At 69.1% G+C, this 24,148-nt stretch carries 22 protein-coding genes and 1 pseudogene; 8 read left to right on the top strand and 15 right to left on the bottom strand.

The genetic code is table 11. The annotated features are described in order from the left end of the window. Positions 1-127 precede the first annotated feature (127 nt). Both AX769_RS02005 and AX769_RS02000 read left to right on the top strand, forming a co-directional pair. On the top strand, positions 128-664 hold the full coding sequence (locus tag AX769_RS02005) for a Fur family transcriptional regulator (RefSeq protein ID WP_239451906.1): 537 nt from the start codon (positions 128-130) through the stop codon (positions 662-664). Then, positions 661-2,168 (top strand): annotated as a pseudogene (locus AX769_RS02000) (catalase). The gene AX769_RS02005 and the pseudogene AX769_RS02000 overlap by 4 nt, the downstream one beginning before the upstream one ends. A 137-nt stretch (positions 2,169-2,305) precedes the next feature. Here AX769_RS02000 and AX769_RS01995 read toward each other — a convergent pair. The 4 genes from AX769_RS01995 to purD form a co-directional block, all read right to left on the bottom strand. Beyond that, positions 2,306-2,911 carry a GNAT family N-acetyltransferase gene (locus AX769_RS01995; protein WP_066275361.1) on the bottom strand — a complete coding sequence of 202 codons (606 nt, stop codon included), beginning with the start codon at positions 2,909-2,911 and terminating at the stop codon, positions 2,306-2,308. Between the two features lie 80 nt (positions 2,912-2,991). Next, positions 2,992-3,486: a GNAT family N-acetyltransferase gene (locus tag AX769_RS01990; protein ID WP_239451905.1), complete on the bottom strand. Its 495-nt coding sequence runs from the start codon at positions 3,484-3,486 to the stop codon at positions 2,992-2,994. A 32-nt stretch (positions 3,487-3,518) separates the two neighbouring features. Beyond that, positions 3,519-4,430, bottom strand: a complete 912-nt coding sequence (locus tag AX769_RS01985) for a phosphoribosylaminoimidazolesuccinocarboxamide synthase (RefSeq protein ID WP_066275359.1) — start codon at positions 4,428-4,430, stop codon at positions 3,519-3,521. Beyond that, positions 4,427-5,710, bottom strand: a complete 1,284-nt coding sequence (gene purD / locus AX769_RS01980) for a phosphoribosylamine--glycine ligase (RefSeq protein ID WP_066275358.1) — start codon at positions 5,708-5,710, stop codon at positions 4,427-4,429. The genes AX769_RS01985 and purD overlap by 4 nt, the downstream gene beginning before the upstream one ends. 19 nt (positions 5,711-5,729) lie before the next feature. Between purD and AX769_RS01975 the strand changes: the two genes are divergently transcribed. After that, on the top strand, positions 5,730-6,125 hold the full coding sequence (locus AX769_RS01975) for a sterol carrier family protein (protein WP_066275355.1): 396 nt from the start codon (positions 5,730-5,732) through the stop codon (positions 6,123-6,125). Positions 6,126-6,213: 88 nt separating this feature from the next. Beyond that, on the top strand, positions 6,214-6,639 hold the full coding sequence (locus AX769_RS01970; RefSeq protein WP_066275352.1) for a hypothetical protein: 426 nt from the start codon (positions 6,214-6,216) through the stop codon (positions 6,637-6,639). A 3-nt stretch (positions 6,640-6,642) separates the two neighbouring features. Here the strand turns inward: AX769_RS01970 and AX769_RS23580 are convergent, their stop codons facing one another. The 4 genes from AX769_RS23580 to purF form a co-directional block, all read right to left on the bottom strand. Further along, a complete protein-coding gene (locus tag AX769_RS23580; protein WP_157887393.1) occupies positions 6,643-6,798 on the bottom strand; it encodes a hypothetical protein in 156 nt (51 codons plus the stop codon). A 183-nt stretch (positions 6,799-6,981) separates the two neighbouring features. Further along, the gene (locus AX769_RS01965; protein ID WP_066275349.1) at positions 6,982-8,553 is read right to left on the bottom strand and encodes a hypothetical protein; all 1,572 of its coding nucleotides are present in this window, start codon (positions 8,551-8,553) and stop codon (positions 6,982-6,984) included. After that, complete coding sequence (locus tag AX769_RS01960) at positions 8,535-9,431, bottom strand: ABC transporter ATP-binding protein (RefSeq protein ID WP_082763421.1); 897 nt, start codon at positions 9,429-9,431, stop codon at positions 8,535-8,537. The genes AX769_RS01965 and AX769_RS01960 overlap by 19 nt, the downstream gene beginning before the upstream one ends. Before the next feature lie 78 nt (positions 9,432-9,509). Further along, complete coding sequence (gene purF / locus AX769_RS01955; protein WP_066275347.1) at positions 9,510-10,973, bottom strand: amidophosphoribosyltransferase; 1,464 nt, start codon at positions 10,971-10,973, stop codon at positions 9,510-9,512. Positions 10,974-11,044: 71 nt separating this feature from the next. Between purF and purM the strand changes: the two genes are divergently transcribed. Next, on the top strand, positions 11,045-12,208 hold the full coding sequence (purM, locus tag AX769_RS01950) for a phosphoribosylformylglycinamidine cyclo-ligase (RefSeq protein WP_066275345.1): 1,164 nt from the start codon (positions 11,045-11,047) through the stop codon (positions 12,206-12,208). Between the two features lie 163 nt (positions 12,209-12,371). Next, positions 12,372-12,569 carry a hypothetical protein gene (locus AX769_RS01945; protein ID WP_066275339.1) on the top strand — a complete coding sequence of 66 codons (198 nt, stop codon included), beginning with the start codon at positions 12,372-12,374 and terminating at the stop codon, positions 12,567-12,569. 57 nt (positions 12,570-12,626) lie between these two features. Here the strand turns inward: AX769_RS01945 and AX769_RS01940 are convergent, their stop codons facing one another. Next, entirely contained in the window at positions 12,627-12,815 is a 189-nt protein-coding gene (locus AX769_RS01940; RefSeq protein WP_369824056.1) for a DUF3073 family protein, read from the bottom strand. A 210-nt stretch (positions 12,816-13,025) separates the two neighbouring features. Here AX769_RS01940 and AX769_RS01935 point away from each other — a divergent pair, with 210 nt between their 5' ends. Next, on the top strand, positions 13,026-14,153 hold the full coding sequence (locus tag AX769_RS01935) for an NAD(P)-binding domain-containing protein (RefSeq protein ID WP_239451904.1): 1,128 nt from the start codon (positions 13,026-13,028) through the stop codon (positions 14,151-14,153). A gap of 98 nt (positions 14,154-14,251) precedes the next feature. Here AX769_RS01935 and AX769_RS01930 read toward each other — a convergent pair whose 3' ends face one another. The 5 genes from AX769_RS01930 to AX769_RS01910 are packed head-to-tail and all read right to left on the bottom strand — an operon-like array spanning position 14,252 to position 20,372. Next, positions 14,252-16,219: a glycogen debranching N-terminal domain-containing protein gene (locus AX769_RS01930; protein ID WP_066275331.1), complete on the bottom strand. Its 1,968-nt coding sequence runs from the start codon at positions 16,217-16,219 to the stop codon at positions 14,252-14,254. A 48-nt stretch (positions 16,220-16,267) separates the two neighbouring features. Further along, complete coding sequence (locus AX769_RS01925) at positions 16,268-17,011, bottom strand: Type 1 glutamine amidotransferase-like domain-containing protein (RefSeq protein ID WP_066275329.1); 744 nt, start codon at positions 17,009-17,011, stop codon at positions 16,268-16,270. Beyond that, positions 17,008-17,925 carry a carbohydrate ABC transporter permease gene (locus AX769_RS01920; protein ID WP_066275327.1) on the bottom strand — a complete coding sequence of 306 codons (918 nt, stop codon included), beginning with the start codon at positions 17,923-17,925 and terminating at the stop codon, positions 17,008-17,010. The genes AX769_RS01925 and AX769_RS01920 overlap by 4 nt, the downstream gene beginning before the upstream one ends. Next, a complete protein-coding gene (locus AX769_RS01915; RefSeq protein ID WP_082763420.1) occupies positions 17,922-19,088 on the bottom strand; it encodes a carbohydrate ABC transporter permease in 1,167 nt (388 codons plus the stop codon). Before AX769_RS01915 ends, AX769_RS01920 begins: the two co-directional genes overlap by 4 nt. 9 nt (positions 19,089-19,097) lie before the next feature. After that, the gene (locus AX769_RS01910) at positions 19,098-20,372 is read right to left on the bottom strand and encodes an extracellular solute-binding protein (protein WP_066275326.1); all 1,275 of its coding nucleotides are present in this window, start codon (positions 20,370-20,372) and stop codon (positions 19,098-19,100) included. A 175-nt stretch (positions 20,373-20,547) separates the two neighbouring features. Here AX769_RS01910 and AX769_RS01905 point away from each other — a divergent pair, with 175 nt between their 5' ends. Then, positions 20,548-21,615, top strand: coding sequence for a LacI family DNA-binding transcriptional regulator (locus AX769_RS01905; RefSeq protein WP_066283046.1), 1,068 nt, complete (start codon positions 20,548-20,550; stop codon positions 21,613-21,615). Between the two features lie 180 nt (positions 21,616-21,795). Here the strand turns inward: AX769_RS01905 and AX769_RS01900 are convergent, their stop codons facing one another. Next, positions 21,796-24,015, bottom strand: coding sequence for an APC family permease (locus AX769_RS01900; protein WP_369824055.1), 2,220 nt, complete (start codon positions 24,013-24,015; stop codon positions 21,796-21,798). Positions 24,016-24,148: the final 133 nt, after the last annotated feature.

Raw genomic sequence — 24,148 nt, 5'->3', positions numbered from 1 at the left:
GGGAGGAAGACCGGCAGCTGGTGCTTCGCCCGCGCAAGTGCGCGGGCGCCGGCAGAATCGGCGCGCGCGGCGCGCGGAGCATCCCGGCCTGTTTTGAATCACTCAAAAGAAGTGGTTCACTGGATGAATGACGTCGACCGAGATGCGCGAGCAGCTGGACGCCGAGCAGAGCCTCCGGGCCGCCGGCCTCCGCGTCACCGCGCCGCGGGTCGCCGCCATCGAAGCGCTGGGCGAGCACTCGCACGCCACCGCAGACGAGGTTTTCGCCCGGGTCGCACAGCGGCTGCCGGGCACGTCGCTACAGGCGATGTACGGGGTGCTGGGCGCCTTGACCGGCGTGGGAATCCTGCGCCGTATCGAGCCGGCCGGGTCGGCCGCGCGCTACGAGCTGCGCATCGGCGACAACCACCACCACATGGTGTGCTCGCTCTGCGGCGCCATCGAAGACGTCGACTGCGTCGTCGGCGATGCGCCGTGCCTCACGCCGTCCGAGACCAGCGGCTATCGCGTGCAGACCGCCGAGGTCACCTTCTGGGGCTCTGCCCCGAGTGCCTGGCGCTCGAGAACGCCTGAGATGCGAGGACGCAGAGACGCCGCGACCCGGCAGGGCCGGCCCGACAGACCGGCCACAGACAACCCGTCGATCAACAAGGAGACAAGATGACAGACGAGAAGGCAACACCCATCACCACCACTCAGGCGGGCAACCCCGTCGCGAGCGACGAGCACTCGCAGTCGGTCGGCGCCGACGGGCCCATCGCGCTCCACGACGTCTACCTCGTCGAGAAGCTCGCCCAGTTCAACCGCGAGAAGGTGCCCGAGCGCATCGTGCACGCCAAGGGCGGCGGCGCGTTCGGCACGTTCACCGTGACGAACGACGTCTCGCAGTACACCCGCGCCAGCCTCTTCCAGCCCGGCGCCGTCACCGACATGCTCGCGCGCTTCTCGACCGTCGCCGGCGAGCAGGGCTCGCCCGACACCTGGCGCGACCCCCGCGGATTCGCGCTGAAGTTCTACACGGACGAGGGCAACTACGACCTCGTCGGCAACAACACGCCCGTCTTCTTCATCCGCGACGGCATCAAGTTCCCCGACTTCATCCACTCGCAGAAGCGTCTGCCGGGATCGCACCTGCGCGACCACGACATGCAGTGGGATTTCTGGACGCTCTCGCCCGAGTCGGCCCACCAGGTCACCTGGCTGATGGGCGACCGCGGCCTCCCCGCGTCCTGGCGCATGATGGACGGCTTCGGCTCGCACACCTACCAGTGGATCTCCGCCACCGGTGAGAAGTTCTGGGTCAAGTACCACTTCAAGACCGAGCAGGGCAACGAGATCCTGTCGCAGCAGGATGCCGACCGCATCGCAGGCGAGGACGCCGACTTCCACATCCGCGACCTCGACGAGGCGATCACGCGCGGCGACTTCCCGAAGTGGAAGCTCAGCGTGCAGATCATGCCCTACGCCGACGCTGCGACCTACCGCTTCAACCCGTTCGACCTGACGAAGGTGTGGCCGCACAGCGACTACCCGCTCGTCGAGGTCGGCACGATGGAGCTCAACCGCAACCCCGAGAACTACTTCGCGCAGATCGAGCAGGCGACCTTCGCCCCGTCGAACTTCGTGCCCGGCATCGCGGCCAGCCCCGACAAGATGCTGCTCGCGCGCATCTTCAGCTACGCCGACGCGCACCGCTACCGCGTGGGCACGAACCACGCGCAGCTGCCCGTCAACCTGCCGAAGAGCGAGGTCAACGACTACTCGAAGGACGGCGCGGCTCGCTACCAGTTCTCGGCCGCGACGACCCCGGTCTACGCGCCGAACTCGGTGGGGGCCCTGCCGCGTCGCCCGAGGCCCACGGCGACGACTCCGGGTGGGAGTCGGACGGCGTGTTGCAGCGCTCCGCTGCCACGTTGCATCCTGAAGACGACGACTTCGGCCAGGCCGGCACGCTCGTGCGCGAGGTGCTGGACGACGCCGCTCGCGACCGCCTGGTGGGCAACATCGTCGGGCACGTCTCGAAGGTGACGCGCCCCGACCTGCTGCTGCGCGTGCTCGACTACTGGTCGAATGTCGACGAGGAGCTCGGCCGCCGCGTCGCGGAGGGCGTCAACCCGAGCGCCCCCGGCTCGAACGAGGACCCGGCCACCGTCGGGATCCTGCAGTAACTCGCTGACTCACCGGCGCTGAATCGCTGAAACCCTCGCGATCGGACATCGCTACCCGGACCCAGGCCCACCGCGATGTCCGGTTGCGAGGGTTTCGCATGCTGGGGCCGGACGAGCCGCAGCTGGACGAGCTGCAGCTAGACGAGCTGCGCGTTCCACTGCAGGTCGCCCGCCGGCCAGTCGGCGAGCCTCGAGTGGCACGGGCGCACCAGCCAGCCGCCCTGCGCCGTGACGAGGGTGGCGGCGCCGTCGGCCCCGAAGGCGTTGTACGTGCCGGTGAGCTCGTCGAGGTGCGTCCAGCCGTGCTTGGCGTAGAACGGCACCGTCTGCTCGCCGGTCTCGAGCACTCCGAACGAGACCTCGAGGTGCGCGAGGGCGGCGTCGACGAGGCGCATCAGCTGCCCGCCGAGACCGGTGCCCTGCAGGATCGGCGAGACGGCCACCATACCGACGCAGGCAACGACGATCTCCTGGTCGCCGACCGTCACGAAAAGCCGTCGCACGCCGGCATGGGCGACGACCACGTCGCCCGATCGCGCGACGATGCGCAGCTCGGGCTGCATGCCGGCCCAGCTGCGAGCACCCTGGTACCAGTGCGAGTAGTCGGCGAAGGCGCGGGCGAGCATCGCGGTGATCGCCTCGTGATCGTCGAGCGTGAGCGACCCCTCGGCCACGGTAGTGAACTGCGGCTCGTGCGGCATGGAGGCGGGGTCGGTGCCGGCGTCGGCATCGTGAACGGTCATGCGCGCCACGCTACGCGGCGGCTCCTCGGCGCCGTGCCAGCCAAGGGCTGACGGCAGCACGATGCCTGGCGAGGCGATTGCTATTCGTGCGTGAGGGTCTTGCCGTAGCAGACGCTGTCGGGGTTGCCCTTGTAGTGGCCGAAGTTCGGGATCGTGACGTACCCCTCGCGCTCGTAGAAGCGCGTGGCGTCGGGCTGCGCGGTACCGGTCTCGAGCACGAGGCGAGTCCAGCCGAGGGCGAGGGCGCGCTTCTCGAGCTCGCGCAGCACGGTGACCGAGGCGCCCGTGCCGCGGGACTTGCTGCGGACGAACATCCGCTTGATCTCGGCGTCGCCGGCCTCGGCCGCCTCGCCGTGCAGCTCGCGCAGAGCGCCGCAGCCGACCGGCTTGCCGTCGACCGATGCGACCAGGAACACGGCGATGTCGGCCGCCGTCGGCTTGACGCCCGGCTCGGAGTCGTCGGTTCCGTAGCGGATGGCGATCTCGGCCCGCTGCTCGCAGCGGAGGTGAGCGCCCTCAGGGTCCGTCCACGGGCGATCCTCGACCAGGATCTCCGTCGTCAGCGTGTTCGTCACCGGAACATTCTGCATCTTCGGGGCCCGGATGGTTAATCGGCGGCGGTGAGTCGCTCGAGCAGTTCGCGGTAGCGGCCGGCGGTCTGGGCGACGATCTCGTCGGGCAGCACGGGGGGAGTGCCCTCTCTGTTCCAGTTCGCACTGAGCCAGTTGCGCACGATCTGCTTGTCGAAGCTGTCGGTGCGGTTACCCGAGGCGTAGACGGCGGCGTCCCAGTAGCGGCTCGAATCGCTGGTCAGCACCTCGTCGGCGAGGGTGATCTCACCCGTCGCTCGATCAGCACCGAACTCGAACTTCGTGTCGGCCAGGATCACGCCGCGCCGCTCGGCTATCGCCGACGCCGTGCGGAAGACCTCCAGCGAGATGTCACGCAGAGCTGACGCGAGATCCGCCCCGACGAGCTCGGCGGTGCGCTCGTAGGTGATGTTCTCGTCGTGGTCGCCGAACTCCGCTTTGAACGCGGGGGTGTAGATCGGCTCGGGCAGCCTGTCGCCCGAGGTGAGCCCGGCCGGGAGGGGGATGCCGCAGACGGTGCCGTGATCCTGGTATTCGAGCCACCCGCTGCCGACGAGGTAGCCGCGCACGACGGCTTCGATGGGGAACATGTCGAGGGGTTTCACGAGCATGGCGCGGCTCGCGACGGCGGCGGGCACGCCAGGCACTCCCGCGTGGGCGGCCTCGGCAACGGACAGCAGGTGATTGGGCACGGACGGCAGCTGGTCGAACCACCAGAGGCTCAGCTTCGTCAGCAGGGAACCCTTGTCGGTGATGCCGGGCTCGAGCACGAAGTCGAAGGCGCTGACGCGGTCGGTCGCGACGACCAGCACGGCGCTCGCGTCGGCGAGGCCCGTGGCACCGACGGGCACGTACAGGTTGCGGACCTTGCCCGAATAGACGGCTGTCCAGCCTTCCAGGGCAGGCGCGTCAGGGAGCGTCTGGCTCATCGTGCGACCTTCTCGGCGATGTCGTGGCGATACTGGCCACCCTCGAGCTCGATCTTCGACAGCGCTTCGTAGGCACGGGCCCGCGCCTCGGCGAACCCGTGACCCGTCGCGACGACACTCAGCACGCGACCGCCGGTTGCGAAGAGCCCGTTCTCGCCGCGAGCCGTGGCGGCGTGGGCGACGCTGACGCCCGGCACCGTCAGCGCCTCGTCGATGCCGCTCAGGGCGCGGCCAGTGATCGGTGCGTCGGGATAGCCCTCGCTCGCGAGCACGACGGTGACGGCGGCCTGGTCGGAGAACACGGGCGCAGGATGCGAGGCGAGCGACCCGTTCGCCGCCGCCAGCAGCAGCCCCGAGAGAGGCGTCTCGAGCCGGGGCAGCACCACCTGCGTCTCGGGGTCGCCGAATCGTGCGTTGAACTCGATCACGCGAATGCCCTGCTCGGTGAGGATGAGGCCCGCGTAGAGGAGGCCGATGAAGGGCGTGCTCTCTTTGGCGAGCTGGCGCACCGTCGGCACGGCGATCGTCTCGATGACCTCTTCGACGAACTCGGCCTCGCTGCCGAAGCGGTCGGCGAGCCAGGGCAGCGGCGAGTAGGCGCCCATGCCGCCGGTGTTCGGGCCGGCGTCGCCGTCGAGGAGGCGCTTGAAGTCTTGCGCGGGGCTGAGCGGCACCACGGTGTGGCCGTCGGACACCAGGAAGAGCGAGACCTCTTCGCCCTCGAGGAACTCCTCGACGAGCACCGAGCCGTGCTGCAGCCAGTAGGTCGCGTGCTCGAGTGCGGCGTCGCGGTCGTCGGTGACCAGCACGCCCTTGCCCGCCGCAAGGCCGTCGGCCTTGACGACGTAGGGTGCGCCGAACTCGTCGAGCGAGGCCGTCGCCTCCTGCAGGGTGCCGGTGCGGACGGCGCGGCCGGTAGGCACGCGCGCCTCGTCCATGATGCGCTTGGCGAACGTCTTCGAGCCCTCGAGGGCGGCGGCTCGCCTGCCGGGGCCGAAGACGGGGATGCTGTGCGCGCGGAGGGCGTCGGCGACGCCGGCGACGAGGGGAGCCTCGGGCCCGACGATGACGAGCTCGATGTCGTTCTCGAGGGCGTACTCGGTGACGACGGCGCCGTTGGTCGCGTCGAGGGCGACGGTCTCGACGTCGGCGGCGAGGCCGGCGTTGCCCGGGGCGGCGATGACGTGGTGCTCCGCCCCGCCCGGCAACGACGCCTCACGGAGGAGGGCCGTGACGATGGCGTGCTCGCGAGCACCGGAGCCGAGAACGAGAATTCGCACGGGGGATACCTTATCGACTATGGCCAAGGCGAGAATCGACCCCGATCAGGGCCGGGCGGCTGTGCAGGTGGCGCTCGAGAGCGAGAGCGTGCCACGCCCGACGACGGCCATGGCCGTCCGATACCTGCTGCAGCTGCTCGGCGACCGCGAGCCCGGGGCGACCGTCGAGGTCAGGATCCCGCCCTTCGGCGCCGTCCAGTTCATGGAGGGGCTCAGCCACACGCGGGGCACCCCGCCGAACGTCGTCGAGATGGACGCGGCCACCTTCGTCGCGCTCGCCGACGGCAGGCTCTCGTGGGCCGATGCCCGAGCCCAGGCGAGGGTGGCCGCGTCGGGCAGCCGGGCCGACATCAGCGCGTTCCTGCCGATCGCGTGGCGGGGAGGCTCAGCCGGGCCTGCGACAATGGAGCCGTGAGTACGGCACCCGACAGCCCCCAGAACCCGAGCCGCAGGTCGAGACGACCCGCGACGAGGTGCGAGTCCGGCGGGCTCCGAAATACCCCGTGTTCATCTTCGGCGGCATGATCGTCGGCGTCATCGTCACGTTCATCGCCGTCTCGCTTGCGCCCGGTCGCAACGACGACGGCACGCCCTTCCTGCAGGCCTTCGGGTATTTCGTGATCTACGGCCTGGCGATCGGGGCCTGCGTGGGCGCGCTCGTCGCGATCCTGATCGACGCCGTCCTCACCCGTCGTGCCAAGAACGTCGAGACGCAGCGTACCGCGACTCCGGCGGCCGACGAGGCCGAGTACGGCTACGAGGGCGGCGTCGCCGACGTGCAGCCCGAGGTCGCTCCGGCAGCAGAGGCCGAGCCCCGGCCCCAGCCCGACGAGGGCGACCCGAGCAGTAGGCCCGTCGCCTACTTCTGCACCCGAGCGCGGTGTTCACGCGGATTCGAGCGCCCGAGAGCGTCCGACTCCTTGCGGTAGGGCCTACTCGGCGTCGTGGTCGGGCTTGCGCCTCAGGAATCGTTGGCGGGACGTGAACCAGATGCGAACGAGCTCGTGGACGAGGAAGAATGTGAAACCGGCGACGGTCAAGATGGCAACGCCGATCGCCGAAGCACCAACACGTGCGATGAGGTCCACGGTTCACTCCTCGGCTGCTGCGCTGATCCAGGAAGCCGACTCAGCTCGAGAACTGCCGATAGGCGGACATCAGCGTATCAGAATGTCACCTATCAAGTATCTCGAGGCCTGAGGATTCACCGCGGCAGCTATCACTGTGCCAAACGCGCGGCGTGAGCCCCGAGCGCGACGAATCGATCGGGCCTACTTCTGCACCCGCAGCCGTGCCAGCAGCTCGGGCGCGCGCTGTTCGAGCTGCCGCCCCCCGACGCGCACCCCGGCCACGAGGAGGGCCGCGCCCAGCAGCAGACCGACCACGAGGGTGACCCAGCCGAGCGTGAGGCTGCCGGTGGCGCCGGCGACGACCGAGAGCACGATCTCGGGGATCGCGAGCAGCCCGAGGATGCCCCAGGTGGCGAACGTGGTGATGGCCGTCGTGAATCCTGCCCCCGTCTTCGCGGCGAACGGGCTGTCACCCGGCGACGGCACCGGCAGCACGATGCGCGACGACGAGACACTCGACAGGCCGAGACCCGAGAGCAGGATGCCCACTGCGAGGCCGAGCACCGCCGGCAGCGACCGCCACGACCCGGTCACGGCCACCGACGCCAGCGTGATGCCGACGACGACGGGCACGGCGAACGTCGCAACGGCGATGACGCGCCCGGCCCGGTCGGCGACGCCGCGCACCCCCGCCGAGACATGCGCGGCGAACGCCGTGGAGTCGTACGACAGGTCGGTGAAGATCGACAGTGACACCAGCACCGCCACGATCGGCCCGGACGCGGTGACGAGACCGGGCAGGTGCAGCGTCCGGCTGTTCACGTAGAGCAGGATCGGGAAGATCGGGATCAGGATCAGCTGGCGGCTGTACCGCGGGTCACGCGCCCAGTACGTCAGCGAGCGCGCGGCGATCGCCCCGGTGACGGTCGCGGGGAAGCGCCCGAACAGGCCGATCGCCCCGCTGGCTGCGGTCTTGATGATCGGCTTCTGCGTCGTGATCAGGGCGGTCGCGAGGCTGCGCCGCCACACCAGGGCGACCACGGCGAGCGTAGCCAGGGCGATGGCGAGGTGCGCGATGCCGAGCGCCGGGTGATCCTTGGCGATGTCGGCGGGCACCGACCAGCTCGCCCCGAGCGGCGTCCACGAGAGGCCGTCGACGAGCGCCGGGATCGCCTGGTTGGCCTGGCTGATGCCTCGGCTGAGAATTGTGATGAGCGGCCCGAGCAGCAGCAGCGGGATCAGCACCAGGATGCCGGAGATCTCGCGATAGCGCCGGTGCGCCGCGAGCCCCGAGTTGAGCGACTCGACCATCCGCGAAGCGCATACGCAGGTGAGCGTCGAGATCGTGGTCGTGAACAGGGCGAGGACGGCGACGCCGGGGTGGTGCACCCAGGCCAGCGACGTGAGCCACCCGGCGAGGAGGGTGACGGTGCCGGGGATGCCGAGCACACCGCAGATCGCGAGGGCGACCAGCAGCCGGTCGGCGGCGATGGGGAAGATCTTGAGCTTGGCGACGCTCAGCGTCTGATCGATCCCCGACATCAACAGGGGCACGATGATCCAGCCGACCAGCGTGGCTGATCCTGCGATCACCTCGATGGTGCGGATCAGGTTCGCCGACGCGTAGTCGAGCACGTGCAGGCCCACCGCGATCAGCACCAGGATGCCGAAGCCGTAGACCCCGCCGACGATCACGGCGACCAGCTGCCAGGGGCTGCGGCGGATGGTGTTCGCCATCACCTGCAGCCGCAGGGTCAGGAGGTGCGCAACCACTCGGGGCCCCTCGAGTGGTGGCGGCCGCCGACGAGCGAGACGAAGACGTCTTCGAGATCCCGCCCCTGCCTGACCTCGTCGACGGTGCCGGCGGCCAGCACGCGGCCGTTCGCGATGATGGCGACGTGGTCGCACATGCGCTGGACGAGATCCATGGCGTGGCTCGAGACGATCACGGTGCCGCCGCCGTCGACGTAGCCGGCCAGGATGTCGCGGATGTTCGCCGCCGACACGGGGTCGACGCTCTCGAACGGCTCGTCGAGCACCAGCAGGCGCGGGGCGTGCACGAGCGCCGTCGCCAGCGCGATCTTCTTGGTCATGCCAGCCGAGTAGTCGACGACGAGCTTGCCGGCGGCGTCGGTCATGTCGAGCATCTGCAGGAGGTCGCGCACGCGGTGCGCGACGGTCTGGCGGTCCATGCCGCCGAGGAGGCCGTGATACGTGACCAGCTGTTCGCCGCTCAGCCGGTCGAACAGGGCGATGCCGTCGCTCAGCACGCCGACGAGCTTCTTGGCGGCCGTGGGGTTCGACCACACGTCGACGCCCAGGATCTCGAGGTGCCCGGCATCCGGCCGCAACAGGCCCGTGGCCATCGAGAGGGTGGTCGTCTTGCCCGCACCGTTCGGGCCGACGAGGCCGTAGAAGCTGCCGGCGGGCACGTCGAGGTCGATGCCGGCGACCGCCACCTTGTCGCCGAAGCGCTTGAAGAGGCCGCGGATCGACAGGGCCGGCGTGCTCGGCGCGGGCTGCGCGGCGGCGGGGGCGGGTTGCGCGGCGCCGGGGGCGGAAGCCGTCGCAGGCTCGCCCGGCGCGCGCCGCGCGGCAGAGCCCCCCTCGGGCAGCCGCGTCGCTGGGTCGGGTGGCGGCGCGTCGAACATGATGCCGCTCAGCCTACGGAAAGGCGGCCGCCGCGTCGTCCCCCGGAACAGGGTTCAGCGGCGCTGCGCCCCGCGCCCTCAGCTGAGCTGGTTCGCCTCGACCCAGGCGAGGTATTCGGGGCTGACCGTGCCGGTGACGTAGTCGCCGGTGAAGCAGCTCATCTCGAGGTCGGTGACGTTCGAGCCCTCGGTGATGGCCGAGCGCATGTCTTCGACCTCCTGGTAGATGAGGTGGTCGGTGCCGAGCTCGCGGGCGATCTCGGGGATCTTACGGTCGTGGGCGATCAGCTCCTGGCGCGTCGGCATGTTGATGCCGTACACGTGCGGGTAGCGGACGGGGGGAGCAGCGCTCGTGAACGTCACCTTGTTGGCGCCGGCGGCCCGGGCCATCTCGACGATCTCGCGCGAGGTGGTGCCGCGCACGATCGAGTCGTCGACGATGAGGATGTTCTTGCCCTTGAACTCCGAGCCCATCGCGTTGAGCTTCTGGCGCACCGACCGCTTGCGCTCGGCCTGGCCGGGCATGATGAAGGTGCGGCCGATGTAGCGGTTCTTGTAGAAGCCTTCGCGGTATTCGATGCCGAGCTTCTGGGCGACCTGCGATGCGGCGGGGCGCGAGGAGTCGGGGATCGGCATGACCACGTCGATGTCGCCGGTCGGGGCGTACTTCGCGATGGTGTCGGCCAGACGGTCGCCGAGACGAAGACGCGCGTCGTAGACCGAGATGCCGTTCATCACCGAGTCGGGCCGGGCCAGGTAGACGTACTCGAACGAGCACGGCACGAGGCGCGGGTTGGCGTGGCACTGCTTCGACACCATCTCGCCGTCGACCGTGATGAACACGGCCTCACCGGGGGCGACGTCGCGCACGATCTCGTAGCCGGCCGACTCGAGCACGAGGCTCTCGGAGGCGACGATCCACTCCTCCTTGCCCGAGCCGTTCTCGGCGAGGCGACGGCCCAGGATCAAGGGGCGGATGCCGAACGGGTCACGGAAGGCCAGCAGACCGTGGCCGGCGATCATCGCGATCGCGGCGTACGACCCCTGCACGCGGTCGTGCACGCGGGTGACGGCGGCGAAGACCTGCTCGGGGTCGAGTTCGTGGCCGTTGACCTGCTCCTGCAGCTCGTGCGCGAGCACGTTGACGAGCAGTTCGGTGTCGCTGTTCGTGTTGAGGTGGCGGCGGTCGATGTGGAAGAGCTCGCTCGTCAGCTCACGCGTGTTGGTGAGGTTGCCGTTGTGGATCAGGACGATGCCGTAGGGCGCGTTCACGTAGAACGGCTGCGCCTCCTGCTCGTTCGACGCCGCGCCCTTCGTGGCGTAGCGCACGTGACCGAGCCCCATGTTGCCGAGCAGGGCCCGCATGTCGCGGGTGCGGAACGACTCGCGCACCTGTCCGCGGGTCTTGTGGGAGTGGAAGACGCTGCCCTCGGCGGTCGCGATTCCGGTGGAATCCTGACCGCGGTGCTGAAGAAGAAGAAGTGCGTCGTAGACGAGTTGGTTGGCTGGCTCGTGCGCGACGAGACCGACGATGCCGCACATGCGCGGTGGGCTCCAGACCGTAGAGTTGGGCTTACGACCACAGTCTGCCATGCCTGCGATTGGATGAAGAATTGGCCTCCACCCCCACCGGCTCCGCCACCGCCTCGAGCTCGTATGCCGCGGCCGGCGTCGACACCGCGGCCGGTGATCTCGCGGTCGAACTCATGAAATCCGCGGTCTCGGCAACGCATTCCGCGAATGTCCTGGGCGGAGTCGGTGGGTTCGCCGGCCTCTTCGACGTCTCCTTCCTCAAACAGTTCGAGAAGCCCCTGCTCGCCACTTCGACCGACGGCGTCGGCACCAAGGTCGCCATCGCGCAGGCTCTCGACAAGCACGACACCATCGGTCAAGACCTGGTCGGCATGGTGGTCGACGACATCGTCGTGGTCGGCGCGCGCCCCCTCTTCATGACCGACTACATCGCCTGCGGCAAGGTCGTGCCCTCGCGCATCGCCGACATCGTCAAAGGCATCGCCCTCGCCTGTTCGGCCACCGGCACCGCTCTCGTCGGCGGCGAGACCGCTGAGCACCCGGGCCTCCTCGGGCCCGACGACTACGACGTCGCCGGCGCCGCGGTCGGTGCCGTCGAGGCGTCGGCTCAGCTGGGCCCGCACCTCGTGCAGGATGGCGACGTGGTGCTGGCGCTCGCGTCATCGGGGCTGCACTCCAACGGGTTCTCGCTGGTGCGTCACATCCTGCGCTCTGCCGACCTGGGTTACACCGACACGAATACCGACCTCGGCGGGGCGATCGGCGAGGCGCTGCTCGAGCCGACACGGCTCTACACGACGCCGCTGCTGCGGGTGCTCGACGCCGCGGCTGCAGGATCCGACGTGGCGGCCGGATCCGACGTGCCCGCTGGTTCCGTTCATGCACTCAGTCACGTCACCGGTGGTGGCATCGCCGCGAACCTCGCCCGCGTGCTGCCGATCGGCTCGTGGGTCGAGGTCGACCGCTCGACCTGGTCGCCGCTGCCCGTCTTCCGCGTGCTCAGCGACATCGCGGGGTCCACGCTCGAGTCGAGTGAAGGCACCTGGAACCTCGGCATCGGCATGATCGCCGTCGTCTCGGCCTCGTCGGTCGCTGCCGTCTCGGCGCTGCTCGAGGCCGACGGCATCGCCACCTGGCCCGTCGGCACGGTCTCGACGGCGGTGCGCGACCTCACGGGCTTCGAGCAGGGCGCCAAGGGCGTCGACGGCGGGGCCGTGCGCCTTGTCGGCTCCTACCGGCCTTAGCCATTCGGCTTCAGCCGCAAAGGGGGACGGCCGGGGCACAGAGCGGGGACAGAATTGTCCGCATTTGGCGGGACAAAACGGTCTGTGCCGTCGTATGATTTGAGGGCTGCTCAATGAGGAGCGGCGACCGGCCCCCGAAGCCGGAGAATCATAAGGACCCCGCATGACCATCACGCGCACTGTCACCGTCCGCGACCACGAGGTCTACGTCCGCACCATCGAAGTGCCCGACGAGACCCCGGCCACCGAACCCTTCACTGCCATCACCGGAGGTCGACGCACTGCCGCGTTGACCGCCGCCGGCGGCGTGCTCGTTGTGGTGTTGGCCTTGATGCCTGAGATCGTGCGGATTTTCCACTAGGAACGACGGAAGGCCGCCCGTATGGGCGGCCTTTCGTGTGCTGTGAGCGTCAGCGGATCAGGCAGTCTTGTGGTGATCCTCTGCCGAGTAGTCGTCGGCGTAGGTGTCGACGTACTCGTCGTCCGCCTCGGGCTCATCATCAGCCCACTTGTCGACGTACTCGTTCTCGTCGTGCGGGGTGGAGAGCTCTTTTTCGAGCGCGCCGTAGTTCGTCTCCGGGCTGAAATATTTCAGCTCGCGAGCCACCTTGGTGTGCTTAGCTTTTTGACGGCCGCGCCCCATGCGAGACCCCCTCGTGATTCTGGCCCGGATTGCTGGTGAGGCACGTCGCGGGAGACATGCACTCGGACCCGGGACGACCGACAGGTAAATGGTGCAAAACTAACCGCAACCTTAGCATGTGCCACCGTGCCCGGCTTCAGCCCGGGCCCGTCCGAGACGTCCAGAATGGGGGCCATGGCTGACGACGAGATGGTGCTTCCCGCCAGTGAGCGCACCCGCGTCGTCGTCACCGGCGCGGGGCAGGCAGGCCTCTCGGTCGCGTATTTCTTACAGCGACTGGGATTGCAGCAGGGTGCCGACTTCGTCGTGCTCGATCGCGGCCCGACGACGGGCGGCGCGTGGCAGTATCGCTGGCGGTCGCTGCGCCTCGGCACGGCTCATCGCGTGAACGATCTCCCAGGCATGTCAGAGCTGGGTCTCAGCTTCGACCGCGCCGACAAGACCGCCCCGGCCCGCGACATCGTCTCCGACTACTACGACCGCTACGAGCGGCACTTCGGCCTCCGAGTGCGGCGGCCAGCCGACGTCCGCGGCATCGACGACCTCGGGGCGGGTCACGACAACGACCTGGCCGTGCGGTATCTCGACGGCGACGGTGCCTTCCACGAGATCCTGACAGAGCTCGTCGTGAACGCCACGGGCACGTGGGGCTCACCGTTTCGGCCCTTCTACCCCGGGCGCGACACGTTCGCCGGGCGGCAGCTGACGACCGCCGACTACACCGAGGCCGACGACTTCGAGGGGCAGGACGTCGTCGTGGTCGGGGGAGGGACGAGCGCAGTCGGCTTCTTGCTCGAGCTCGAGAAAGTGGCGGCTCGCACGACCTGGGTCACGCGTCGCCCCGTCGACTGGGTCGACCAGATCGAGCTCGGCGTCGAGATGCGCGTCTCGGCCGTCGACGAGCAGGACGCCGCCGCCAAGGATGGCCGTGCTCTGCCGAGCATCGTGAGCGGCACCGGGATCCCGCTGAGCCGCCGCCACCGGGCCGGCATCGACCGGGGCGTGCTCGTCGACCACCCGATGTTCACCTCGATCGAGCCCGACGGGGTCCGGTTCGCCGACGGCTCGTTCGTTCACGCCGACGCGATCATCTGGGCGACGGGGTTCCGACCCGAGCTCCGGCACCTCTCCAGCCTGAAGCTGCGCACGTCGCAGGGTGGTCTCGTCGTCGAGCGAGGGGCGTCGCAGGCCGACCCGCGGATGTTCTTCGCCGGCTACGGCCCGCAGGCCTCGACCATCGGCGCCAACCGTGCGGGCCGCGTCATCGCGCGGCAGGTCCTCCTCGCGCTCTCCCGCCGCTGACCCCTCCCTCCCTCCCCTTCCGTTTTACCTATAGGTGCGGCGTTTCCGCAGTGATGTTTCTGTGCGGGAGCGGCCTACCTATAGGTAAAACGGGGAGGCTAGGGGCGGGGAGGGTGGACGGCCGCGAGGGCCTGCCAGACGGCGACGGAGGCCGCGGCCGACCAGGCCTGCGGGCGGCAGGCGGCCGGGTAGGGGACCGGCCGCGGGATGTCGTGAGCGGCATCGCCCGAGTGGAGCTCTGGCATCCTGTAGTCGAACCAGGGGGCTGCCGAGAGCAGGCCCTCCGACAGGGTGGCTGCCTCGTCGGCGAAGCCCTCGCGGGCGAGACCGGAGATTGCGATCGCGGTGTCGTGCGTCCAGACGCTGCCGCCGTGGTAGCTGAGCGGCCAGTAGCCGGCCGAGTCGGTCGACATCGTGCGCAGCCCGAAGCCGCTCGACAGCTGCGGCGAGACGAGTCGGCGGGCGATGAGGGCAGCCTGCGACGGCGACAGGATGCCGGTGCCGAGCACGTGCCCGAGGTTGCTGGTGACCGTGTCGACGGCGCGCTTGTCGGCGTCGAGGGCGATGGCGAGGTAGTCGCCGTCGGGGTCGCTGATCCAGAACGTCTCGTGGAGTCGGGCGCGCAGCCGGGCGGCCCAGGCGCGCCACTCGTCGCCAGAGCCAGAGCCAGAGCCAGAGTCAGAGCCAGAGCCTCGTGAGCCGGAGCCGGCCGAACCGAAACGATCCAGCAGCGAAGCCCCCGCCATCGCCGCCTCGTACGCGTAGGCCTGCACCTCGACGAGCGCGATCGGCCCCGTCGCGAGCGCGCCGTCCTGCCACTGCACGCTGTCGCCGGAGTCCTTCCAGCCCTGGTTCGACAGCCCGTGTCCGGTCTCGTCGACGTATTCGAGCAGCCCGTCGCCGTCGGAGTCGCCGTAGTCGCGCATCCACTCGAGCGCCGCTGTCAGGTGCGGCAGGAGTTCGCGCACCTCGGCGTCGGGCAGCCCCCAGCGCCAGGCGTCGTGCAGGAGGCAGATCCAGAGCGCGGTGGCGTCGACGGTGCCGAAGTAGAGCGGCGGCAGGCTGATCCCCTCGCCGGGGATGGTGAGCGTCTGCGATCGCAGCTCGTGCATGATCTTGCCCGGCTGCTCGGCCGTCGCCGCAACGCGAGAGGTGCCCTGGAGGCCGGCGAGCACACGCAGGGTTCCGCGGGCGACCCGCAGACCGTCGTCGACGGGCAGGAGGAAGCGCGCCGCCCAGATGGAGTCGCGACCGAAGAGCGTGAAGAACCAGGGCGCCCCTGCCGCGAGGAAAACGTCGCCCGGCGCGCTCGCCGTCGTGAGACGCAGCGCGTCGAGGTCGTCGAGGGCACGGTCGAGCCAGCGCGCGAGCCGGTCGTCGACGGGCGCAGGATCGAGGGCACCCCAGCGCGCAGGCGAGGTCACGCCTGCCACCACGGCGGTGGTGGCACGGGCGTCGAGGTCGAACCCCACCGTGGTGGCACCGTGGGCCGGCACCACCACGGGCCACGCGAGCGTGAGGCCGTTGGAGGCCTCGTCGATCGTGGCGCCTCGGCCGTCGAGCGTGACGTGGGTTCCGTCGCCCGACCAGGCGCAGGATCCTGTGCCCCTCTCGGTGCGCGGGTCGAAGGGCGCGGCGAGCCCCGACTTCACGAGCTCCATCGTGGTGATGTCGGGTCGAAGCGTCATCGTGACCGTCGTCTCGATCTCGCGATCGAGGCGGGAGGTGAGAGTGACGCGTTCGCGGATGCCGGTGGTCGTGGCGGTGCGCGAGAGGCTGGCGCGAACATCGGGGTCGGCGCCGGGGTCGTCGAGCAGCCGCAGCAGGGATTCGAAGCGGACGGTCGAGGCGTCGATCGGCACGGTCGCGATCGGCTCGGGCTCGTCGCCGCCGACGGTCAGCGAGAGCGCTGAGGCGATGCGGACGTCGCCGAGGTAGACGCCGTGGATCGCGGCGCCGCCCATGGTGCCGTCGGAGGCGGACCATGCTTGGGCCGGGGCCCGCAGCACGACTGTCTCGGCGTCGAGGAAGGGCTGGAGGGCGGTGGCGGGGAGGGTGTCGGTCATGGTCGGCTCCTGATCCGAGTCGTGAAGAGTCGTGGCTGATGAAGGGGGCTACGCGAGCAGCCGGGTCTCGAGGGGCGTGGTCACGGCTCGATCGCCGTCTCGCGTGACCCGCAGCACTCGCCCCTCGACGTGCTGGGTCAGGGCCTCGACGAACTGCGGCCCGTCGCCGTCGTCGCGGTAGACGACTCCGGTGCCCTCGTCGAGCGCGATGCCCTCGGCGAGGACGCCCGATGCGATGCCGCCCTCGTAGGCGACAGCGCGGGAGGCGTCGGAGTCGTAGTGCACGGCCAGCGAGCCCGGCACGAAGCCGAGGCCGTCGGCCACGACGGAGGCCGCGGGGCCGAACGAGGTGGTGACCCCGCCGGTGTGCCAGCAGAGCCCGCCGGCCGAGCCACCAGCGAGGACGACGCCTGCGCGCCAGGCATCCTGCAGCACGTGGTCGAGCCCGTGAGCGCGCCAGATCGCGAGGAGGTTCACGACGCTGCCGCCCGACACCCACACGACGTCGGCGCGCATCACGGTGTCACGAAGAGACGGCACGTTCGGGTGCGGGAAGAACCGCAGGTGCGACGCCTCGACGCCCGCGAGCCGGGCCGCCTCGAGCTCGGTGCCCTCGACGAAGCGGGGGTCGCCGCCCGCCGTGTTGAGGTGGAGGACCCGCGGTGCGCGAGCACCGGGCACTCGAGCGAGCCGGACGGCCTCGAGCATCAGAGGCCCGTAGACGACGTCGCTCCAGGAGCCGGGGTCGAACCCTGCGCAGGTCGCCAGGATCGTGGGGGCGGTCGCCGTCATTCCTTGACCGCGCCTTCGCTCGTGTTCATGATGTGCCGCTGGAAGATGAAGAACAGCACGGCGACGGGGATCGTCATGATCGCGCCGGCGGCGAGCTTCAGCGGGTACTGGGTGCCCTGGCTCAGTGAGCCGTTCGCGAGGTTCGCCACGCCTTTCGTCAGAGTCGTCAGCGCCGGGTTCTGCGTCGAGATGATGAACTGCGACAGCTCGTTCCACGAGCCCTGGAAGGACAGGATGATGATCGTGATGAGGGCGGGGCGGGCCATCGGCAGCACGACCGACCAGAAGATCCGGAAGGTGCCCGCCCCGTCGATCGCGGCCTGCTCTTCGACCGATTGGGGGATCGACTCGAAGAAGTTCTTCATGATGAACACCCCGGCGGCGTCGACGAGCAGCGGGATGATCATGCCGGCGTACGAGTCGTACATGCCGAGCTGGTTCAGTACCAAAAACTTCGGGATCATGAGCACGACGCTCGGCACCGCCATGACGGCGATGAGAGCGGCGAAGATCACGTTGCGGCCGCGAAAGGGGATCCGGGCGATCGCATAGCCTGCCAGCGAGTCGAAGAACACCCGGCCGGCCGTCACGAAGACTGCGACAATGAAGGAGTTCTTGACCCAGAGCGGGAAGTCGCTGTTGGTGAAGAGTGTCTGGATCGCCGAGAGGGAGAACGTCTTCGGGATCAGCGACAGCGGGTCGACCGCCGCGTCGGCCTCGGTCTTGAAGGCCGTCGCGATGTTGATCAGGAACGGGAAGATGTAGATCGCGGCGATCGCGATCAGCACGATGTAGAGCACGATCGAGCCCGTCCAGAAACTGGCGCCGCGGTGTTTGCGACGGTCCTGGGGCCGGTCGGACGACGGGTCGACGCTGACGTCGATGCGGTCGCTGATGGGGGCGGTGGCGGTCATCGTCGATCACTCTCCTTGCGGGTTGCCGGAGTCGCCGGGGTCATCGCGTCGGTCGCGGCGATGCGGGCGGGGTCGTAGAGCCGGGTGCGACGTCTCGAGACCCCTCGCTCGCGCAGGATCACCCGCTGCAGGATCGTCAGCACGATGATGATCACGAAGAGGATGAACGCGATTGCGGCGCCTTGGCCCCACTGCTGATTGCCGAACGCGGAGGTGTACGAGAGGTACGCCGGCGACACCGTCGTGTTCGACGGCGCTCCCTTGGTGCCGGTGAAGATCTGGTCGAAGATCTGCCAGGTGCCGATCAGCCCGAGCGTCAGCACGGTGAACAGCGTCGGGCGCAGCTGCGGGAGGGTGATGCGCCAGAAGCGCTGCCAGCCGTTCGCACCGTCCATCATCGCGGCCTCCTGCACGTCGGTGCCGAGGTTCTGCAGGGCTGCGATGAACAGCAGCATGAACGTGCCGCTGGTGGTGAAGATCGCCAGCATGATGAACGCCGACATCGCCACCGACGGGCCGGCGAACCAGTCCCACCACGAGACGCCGAGCGCCGTGTGCTGGGTCAGGGCCGCCGGGCCGTTGTCGATGCCGAAGAGGCGGAGGAAGAGGTGCACGATCCCGTCGGGGTCGTTGAACCAGTTGGGGCCGTGCAGGCCGACGAACGACAGCGCCTTGTTGACCGCACCCGTGGTGGAGAAGAGGAACAGCCAGAGCACGGTGATGGCCACCGAGCTCGTCACCGACGGAAAGTAGAACGCGGTGCGGAAGAACCCGCGTCCGCGCAGCACCGCCCGGTTGACCATGACGGCGAGGAAGAGCGCGACGGCCGTCTGGATCGGCACGACGAAGATCACGTACCACGCGTTGTTCCGGAGGCTGGTACCGAAATTGGTCTCGGCGAGGCCTCCGCCCGACAGTAGGCTCTTGTAGTTCTGCCCGCCGATGAAGTGGACGCCCGAGGCGAACGGCGAGCCGTTGCCGTTCCAGTCGGAGAAGCTGACCCAGAGAGCCATCAGCACCGGCACGAGCAGGAACAGGCCCAGGATCACCAGGGTCGGCGCCGTGAAGAGCCAGCCGGCCAGGCCGTTGCGCCGCGGCGGGCGGTGACGGCGCGGTGGTCGCGCCGTCGTCGCCGCGTCGGGCGCGTGCGTGATCGTCGTCATGGTGGGCTCCTACTTGGTCAGGATGGCCTGGAAGTTCTTCTGGAATGTGGCCAGCAGAGCCTTCGGGTCTTCCGTCTTGAGCGAGGCGAGGTTCGAGTCGAAGCTGGTCACGACGTCGGACGACCCGTTCTCGTTCGGCACGCCCTTGGCGAAGGCGACCGAGTTCAGGAAGGGGACGAGCGCGGGGTTCTGCTTCTTCCACTCGCTGGCGGCCGACTGGATCGACGGCATCACACCGAACTGCTTCGAGAAGCTCAGCTGGTCCTGCTGGCTGGTCAGCTTCTCGACGAGGGCGAGAGCGGCCTTCTGGTTGGGGCTGTCCTTGGCGATGCCCCAGCAGTTGGTGAACTGCATCGTGCTCTTGCCCGCGGGGCCGGCCGGCATCTCGACGACCTTGTACTTGATGTTCGGGTAGTCGGTCTGCAGAGCACCGGTCAGCCAGTTGCCCTCGACGGTCATGGCCGCGAGGCCCTTGCCGAACGACTCGCCGCCCCAGCCGGTGCCCTGGTCGGTCGAGAACTTCGCGTCACCCGATTTGAGCAGGTCCTGGACGTAGGCGAGGCCCTTCGCGTTCGCGCTCGAATCGATGGTCGCCTTGGTGCCGGCCGCATTGGTGATGGTGCCGCCGGCTTCCTGCATGAAGGCGCCCAGGCGCTCGTACTGCGGGCTCATCGCGAGGCCCACGTGGCTCGCCGTCGTGAGCTTCGCGGCGACGGTCTTGAGCTGCGCCCAGGTAGTCGGGTAGTCCTTGTCGGTCAGGCCGGCCTGCTGCCACATCTTCGTGTTGATCACGAGACCGAGGGTCGAGACGTCTTTCGGCGCGCAGTAGAACGTGCCGTTGACCGTGAAGCTCTTGACGAGGGTCGGGTAGAAGTCGCTCTTGTTCGGCAGCTGGTCGCCGTAGGCGAGCAGGTCGCCGCTCTTCACGTAGCTGGCCACGTCTCCCGACGCGACATAGAACACGTCGGCGGGCTTGCCCGACGCGAAGCCCTGGGCCAGCTGCTGCGGGAGGTTCGAGGCGGGGGTCACGCTCGCCTTCGTGCCGCTCGACTTCGACCAGGACGAGACGGCATTCGTCACCGCCTTGGTCTCGGCGGGCCCGCTCGAACCGATCAGCACGCTGAGGGCGCTGTTGCTGTGGGTGAGTGCCTTGGCCGAGGCGCCCGAGCTCGAGGAGGAGCTCGAGAAGCCCGAGCCGCACGCTGTGAGGGCGAGGGCTGTAGCCGTGGCGAGGGTGCCGAGGGCCAAGAGCCTGCGGGACCGGCGGGAGGTGCGTCGTTGCATGGGGATCTCCAAAGGTGAGGCGCGCTGCGCTGCGTCGTGACCGTGATCCTGCCGCGTTGTCGACAAGATTTGAACGATCAAACTTTCTGAGCAAGACTGTAGGCCTGCCTCGCTTCGAGTGTCAACCGGGGTTCGGGTAACGTGCAGGCAACGCTCCACGAGGAGGTGAGTGACGATGCGCCGGGGTCAGGGCAGGCAGCCGACGGTCTACGACGTCGCCGAGGCCGCGGGCGTCTCGCGCCAGACGGTGTCGAACGTGCTCAATGCCCCCGACATCGTCAAGACGGCCACTCGCGAGCGCGTCGAGGCCGCCATCCTCTCGCTGGGCTATCGCCCGCACGCCTCGGCCCGGCGTCTCCGCACGCGCAAGAGCTCGACCATCGGCATCCGCCTCGACCCGGTGACGAACGGCATCTCGGGTGCCGTGCTCGACCGTTTCCTGCACGCTCTGACCGAGAGGGCCGACGCGAGGGGCCTGCGCATCCTGCTGTTCACGGCCCGTGACCCCGACGACGAGATCCGGCAGTTCGAGCGCCTGCTCGACGGCGCCGACGTCGACGGGTTCGTGCTGACCTCGACCACCTACGACGACCCGCGCACCGAGTGGCTGATCGCCAACGAGGCGCCGTTCGTCACCTTCGGGCGGCCCTGGGGCGTGGCCGACATGGACGACGCGCAGCACCGGTGGGTCGACGTCGACGGCCGCCACGGCCTCGCCGAATCGACGCGGACGCTGCTCGAGCTCGGCGGCGACCGCATCGCCTACCTCGGCTGGCCGTCGCCCTCGGGCACCGGCGACGAGCGCCGCCGCGGCTGGCGCGAGGCCATGGAGGGGCACCAGGATCGCCTGGTCCTCGCCGGCGCGGGCGCGTCACGACTCGAGGCGGCCGACCTCGACGCCCTGCAGGTGTCGAGCGAGGACGGCGTGGGCAACGGATCCGACGCCGTGCGCGCCCTGCTGGCTTCGGGCATCGGGCTCGACGGGGTGGTCTGCGCGAGCGACTCGCTGGCGCTCGGAGCGCTGATGGTGCTCGGCTCGTCGGTGCCGATCGTCGGCTACGACAACACCCCGGTCGCGGCGGCCGTCGGGCTGCCGAGCGTCGAGCAGCCGCTCGAGCAGGTGGCGGCGGCGGCTCTCGAGCTGCTGCTCGGGCCCGATCCTGCCCCGGCTCTCATCGGCGACGTGGCCGGCCCCGGCGACCCGCACCACCGCCTGCTGCGCCCCGCGGTCGTCTGGCGCTAGCCCCCTCCCGTTTTACCTATAGGTGCGTCGCTTCCGCACAGAAGTTTCCTGACGCGAGGGCCGCACCTATAGGTAAAACGGCCGCGGGAGGGCAACGTTCTACCTATAGGTGCGTCGCTTCCGCACAGAAGTTTCCTGACGCGAGGGCCGCACCTATAGGTAAAACGGCCGGGGGAAGGGCTACTCGGGGTCGCGCTTCTTCGACGGGGCGGAGGCGCTGTTGCGCGCCGTCGAGCGGGCGGCGGCGGCCTTGCGGCGCTGCTTCGATGTGGCGGACGAGCCCTGCTTGCCGGCTCCGGCGCCGGCGCCGGCAAGAGCAGGCTCGCGGGCGGCGGCAGCGGCAGCGATCGCCTCGTTCTCGGCCTGCACCTTGCGGGCGGCCTCGGCGTCGGCGTGCGGGCCGCGGGCCACGGGCTTCACGGGGCGGCGCGGCTCACCCGAGCGGTCCTGGCCGGGGAAGACGCGCGAGCGGCGCCCGTAGAGCACCTCCGACGAGTCGAGCAGCCACGGCACGAGCGCCACGGTGACGCCGTGCGCGAGCATGAGCTTCTGACGGATGCGGCGCGAGCGGTGGTTGTGCAGCAGCGCCTCCCACCAGTGGCCGACGATGTAGATCGGCGTGTAGACGGTGACGACTTCGGCGCCGAACTCCTCGCGGTGCGCCTTGATGTACTTGATCACCGGCACGGCGACGTCGCGGTAGGGCGACGGGATGATGATGAGCGGGACGTCGATGTTCATGGCGTCCCACTGCTCTTGCAGCCTCTCCGTCGGCTCCTGCTCGACCGACACGTGGATCGCCTCGAGGGTGTCATGACGGGCCGCGATGGCGTAGTCGATCGCCTTCAGCACCGGCTTCTGCATCTTGCCGACGAGCACGATCGCGTGGTCGCCCGAGGCGCCGAACGTCGTGGTGTCGTCGACCTCCACCTCGACGTCGACGTCGCGGTAGTAGCGGTTCACGCCGAGCATGAGGAAGAACAGGATCGGCATTACCACGTAGACGATCCAGGCGCCGTGCGTGAACTTGGTGATCGTCACGACGATCAGCACGGTCGCCGTCATGATCGCGCCGACCAGGTTGATGCAGAGCGACCGCTTGATCTGAGTGCGGCCGGTCGTCTCGGGGTCGCGCAGCAGGCGGATCCAGTGCCGCACCATGCCGGTCTGGCCGAGCGTGAACGAGACGAAGACGCCGATGATGTAGAGCTGGATCAGCTGGGTGACGTTGGCGCGGAAGATCAGCAGGATCACGCCGGCGATGACACCGAGCACGATCACGCCGTTCGAGTAGATCAGGCGGTCGCCGCGGCTGTTGAGTGCCTTGGGGGCGTACGTGTCTCGGGCGAGGATCGAGCCGAGGAGGGGAAATCCGTTGAACGCCGTGTTGGCGGCCAGCAGCAGGACGGCCGCGGTGACGGCCTGGATGATGAAGAAGGGGATGCTGTTCGCCCCGAAGACGGCCGTCGCCACCTGCGAGATGAGACTGGGCTGCACAGCCGCGGCGCAGTTCTTGAGGCCCTGCAGGTCGCACGACGACTCGGCGTAGTGCACCTTCGCGATCAGCGAGACGGCGACGAGGCCGGAGAACAGAACGATCGCGATGCCGCCCATGAGGGCCAGGGTCTTCTGCGCGTTCTTGACCTTGGGGAATCGGAACGCGGGCACGCCGTTCGCGATCGCCTCGACGCCGGTCAGTGCCGAGCAGCCACTGGCGAAGGCGCGCAGCAGGAGGAGCACGAAGGCGGCGTGGGCGATGTTCTCGCCCTGCACCGTGAACTGCGCGCTCTCGGCCACGGGCGGGTGGCCGAGAGCGGTGCGCACGAGCGCGGTGACGACCATGACGAAGACGCTCGTGATGAAGAGGTAGGTCGGCACGGCGAACGCCTTGCCCGACTCGCGCACACCGCGGAGGTTGACGGCCGCCAGGATGATGACGAAGAAGATGGCCATCTCGACCCGGAAGTCGGCGAGATCCGGCACCGCCGAGATGATGTTGTCGACGCCCGAGGCGATCGAGACGGCGACGGTCATGATGTAGTCGACGAGCAGAGCCGACGCCACGACGAGGCCGGCCTTCTCGCCGAGGTTCTTGCGGGCCACCTCGTAGTCGCCGCCGCCCGACGGGTAGGCCTTGACGAGCTGACGGTACGACAGCACGACGACGATCAGCAGGACGACGACCGCCAGAGCGATCCACGGAGCGAGCGTCAGGAAGCCGAGCCCGCCGATCAGCAGGATCATCAGCATCTCCTGCGGGGCGTACGCCACAGAGCTGAGTGGGTCGCTCGCGAAGATGGGGAGGGCCAGGTGCTTGGGCAGCAGCTGGTGGTCGAGTTTCTCGGAGGACAGCGGCTCGCCGATCAGCCACCGTTTCGGAGACCGTACGTCGTTAGTCACGACGGACGAGCCTACGCCCTGCCGAGGACGTGTCAACATCGCTGCCCTCCGCTGTATTCCCCCACTTCTCGGGGCCTGGATCAGCGAGCCCTCAGCAGGCTGGGTGTTCCATAAGAGCAGTCCCCGCCCCCTC

This window comes from Frondihabitans sp. PAMC 28766 (assembly GCF_001577365.1).
Classification (GTDB): Bacteria; Actinomycetota; Actinomycetes; order Actinomycetales; family Microbacteriaceae; genus Frondihabitans.
This window is presented reverse-complemented; position numbering and strand designations above follow the sequence as displayed.

Bases quoted from the DNA above. Each gene is read 5' to 3' on its own strand.
- AX769_RS02005 (WP_239451906.1), top strand. From the start codon at position 128: ATGACGTCGACCGAGATGCGCGAGCAGCTGGACGCCGAGCAGAGCCTC.
- AX769_RS01995 (WP_066275361.1), bottom strand. From the start codon at position 2,911: ATGACCGTTCACGATGCCGACGCCGGCACCGACCCCGCCTCCATGCCG.
- AX769_RS01985 (WP_066275359.1), bottom strand. From the start codon at position 4,430: ATGAGCCAGACGCTCCCTGACGCGCCTGCCCTGGAAGGCTGGACAGCC.
- AX769_RS01975 (WP_066275355.1), top strand. From the start codon at position 5,730: ATGGCCAAGGCGAGAATCGACCCCGATCAGGGCCGGGCGGCTGTGCAG.
- AX769_RS01960 (WP_082763421.1), bottom strand. From the start codon at position 9,431: ATGTTCGACGCGCCGCCACCCGACCCAGCGACGCGGCTGCCCGAGGGG.
- purF (WP_066275347.1), bottom strand. From the start codon at position 10,973: ATGTGCGGCATCGTCGGTCTCGTCGCGCACGAGCCAGCCAACCAACTC.
- AX769_RS01945 (WP_066275339.1), top strand. From the start codon at position 12,372: ATGACCATCACGCGCACTGTCACCGTCCGCGACCACGAGGTCTACGTC.
- AX769_RS01935 (WP_239451904.1), top strand. From the start codon at position 13,026: ATGGCTGACGACGAGATGGTGCTTCCCGCCAGTGAGCGCACCCGCGTC.
- AX769_RS01930 (WP_066275331.1), bottom strand. From the start codon at position 16,219: ATGACCGACACCCTCCCCGCCACCGCCCTCCAGCCCTTCCTCGACGCC.
- AX769_RS01925 (WP_066275329.1), bottom strand. From the start codon at position 17,011: ATGACGGCGACCGCCCCCACGATCCTGGCGACCTGCGCAGGGTTCGAC.
- AX769_RS01920 (WP_066275327.1), bottom strand. From the start codon at position 17,925: ATGACCGCCACCGCCCCCATCAGCGACCGCATCGACGTCAGCGTCGAC.
- AX769_RS01915 (WP_082763420.1), bottom strand. From the start codon at position 19,088: ATGACGACGATCACGCACGCGCCCGACGCGGCGACGACGGCGCGACCA.
- AX769_RS01910 (WP_066275326.1), bottom strand. From the start codon at position 20,372: ATGCAACGACGCACCTCCCGCCGGTCCCGCAGGCTCTTGGCCCTCGGC.
- AX769_RS01905 (WP_066283046.1), top strand. From the start codon at position 20,548: ATGCGCCGGGGTCAGGGCAGGCAGCCGACGGTCTACGACGTCGCCGAG.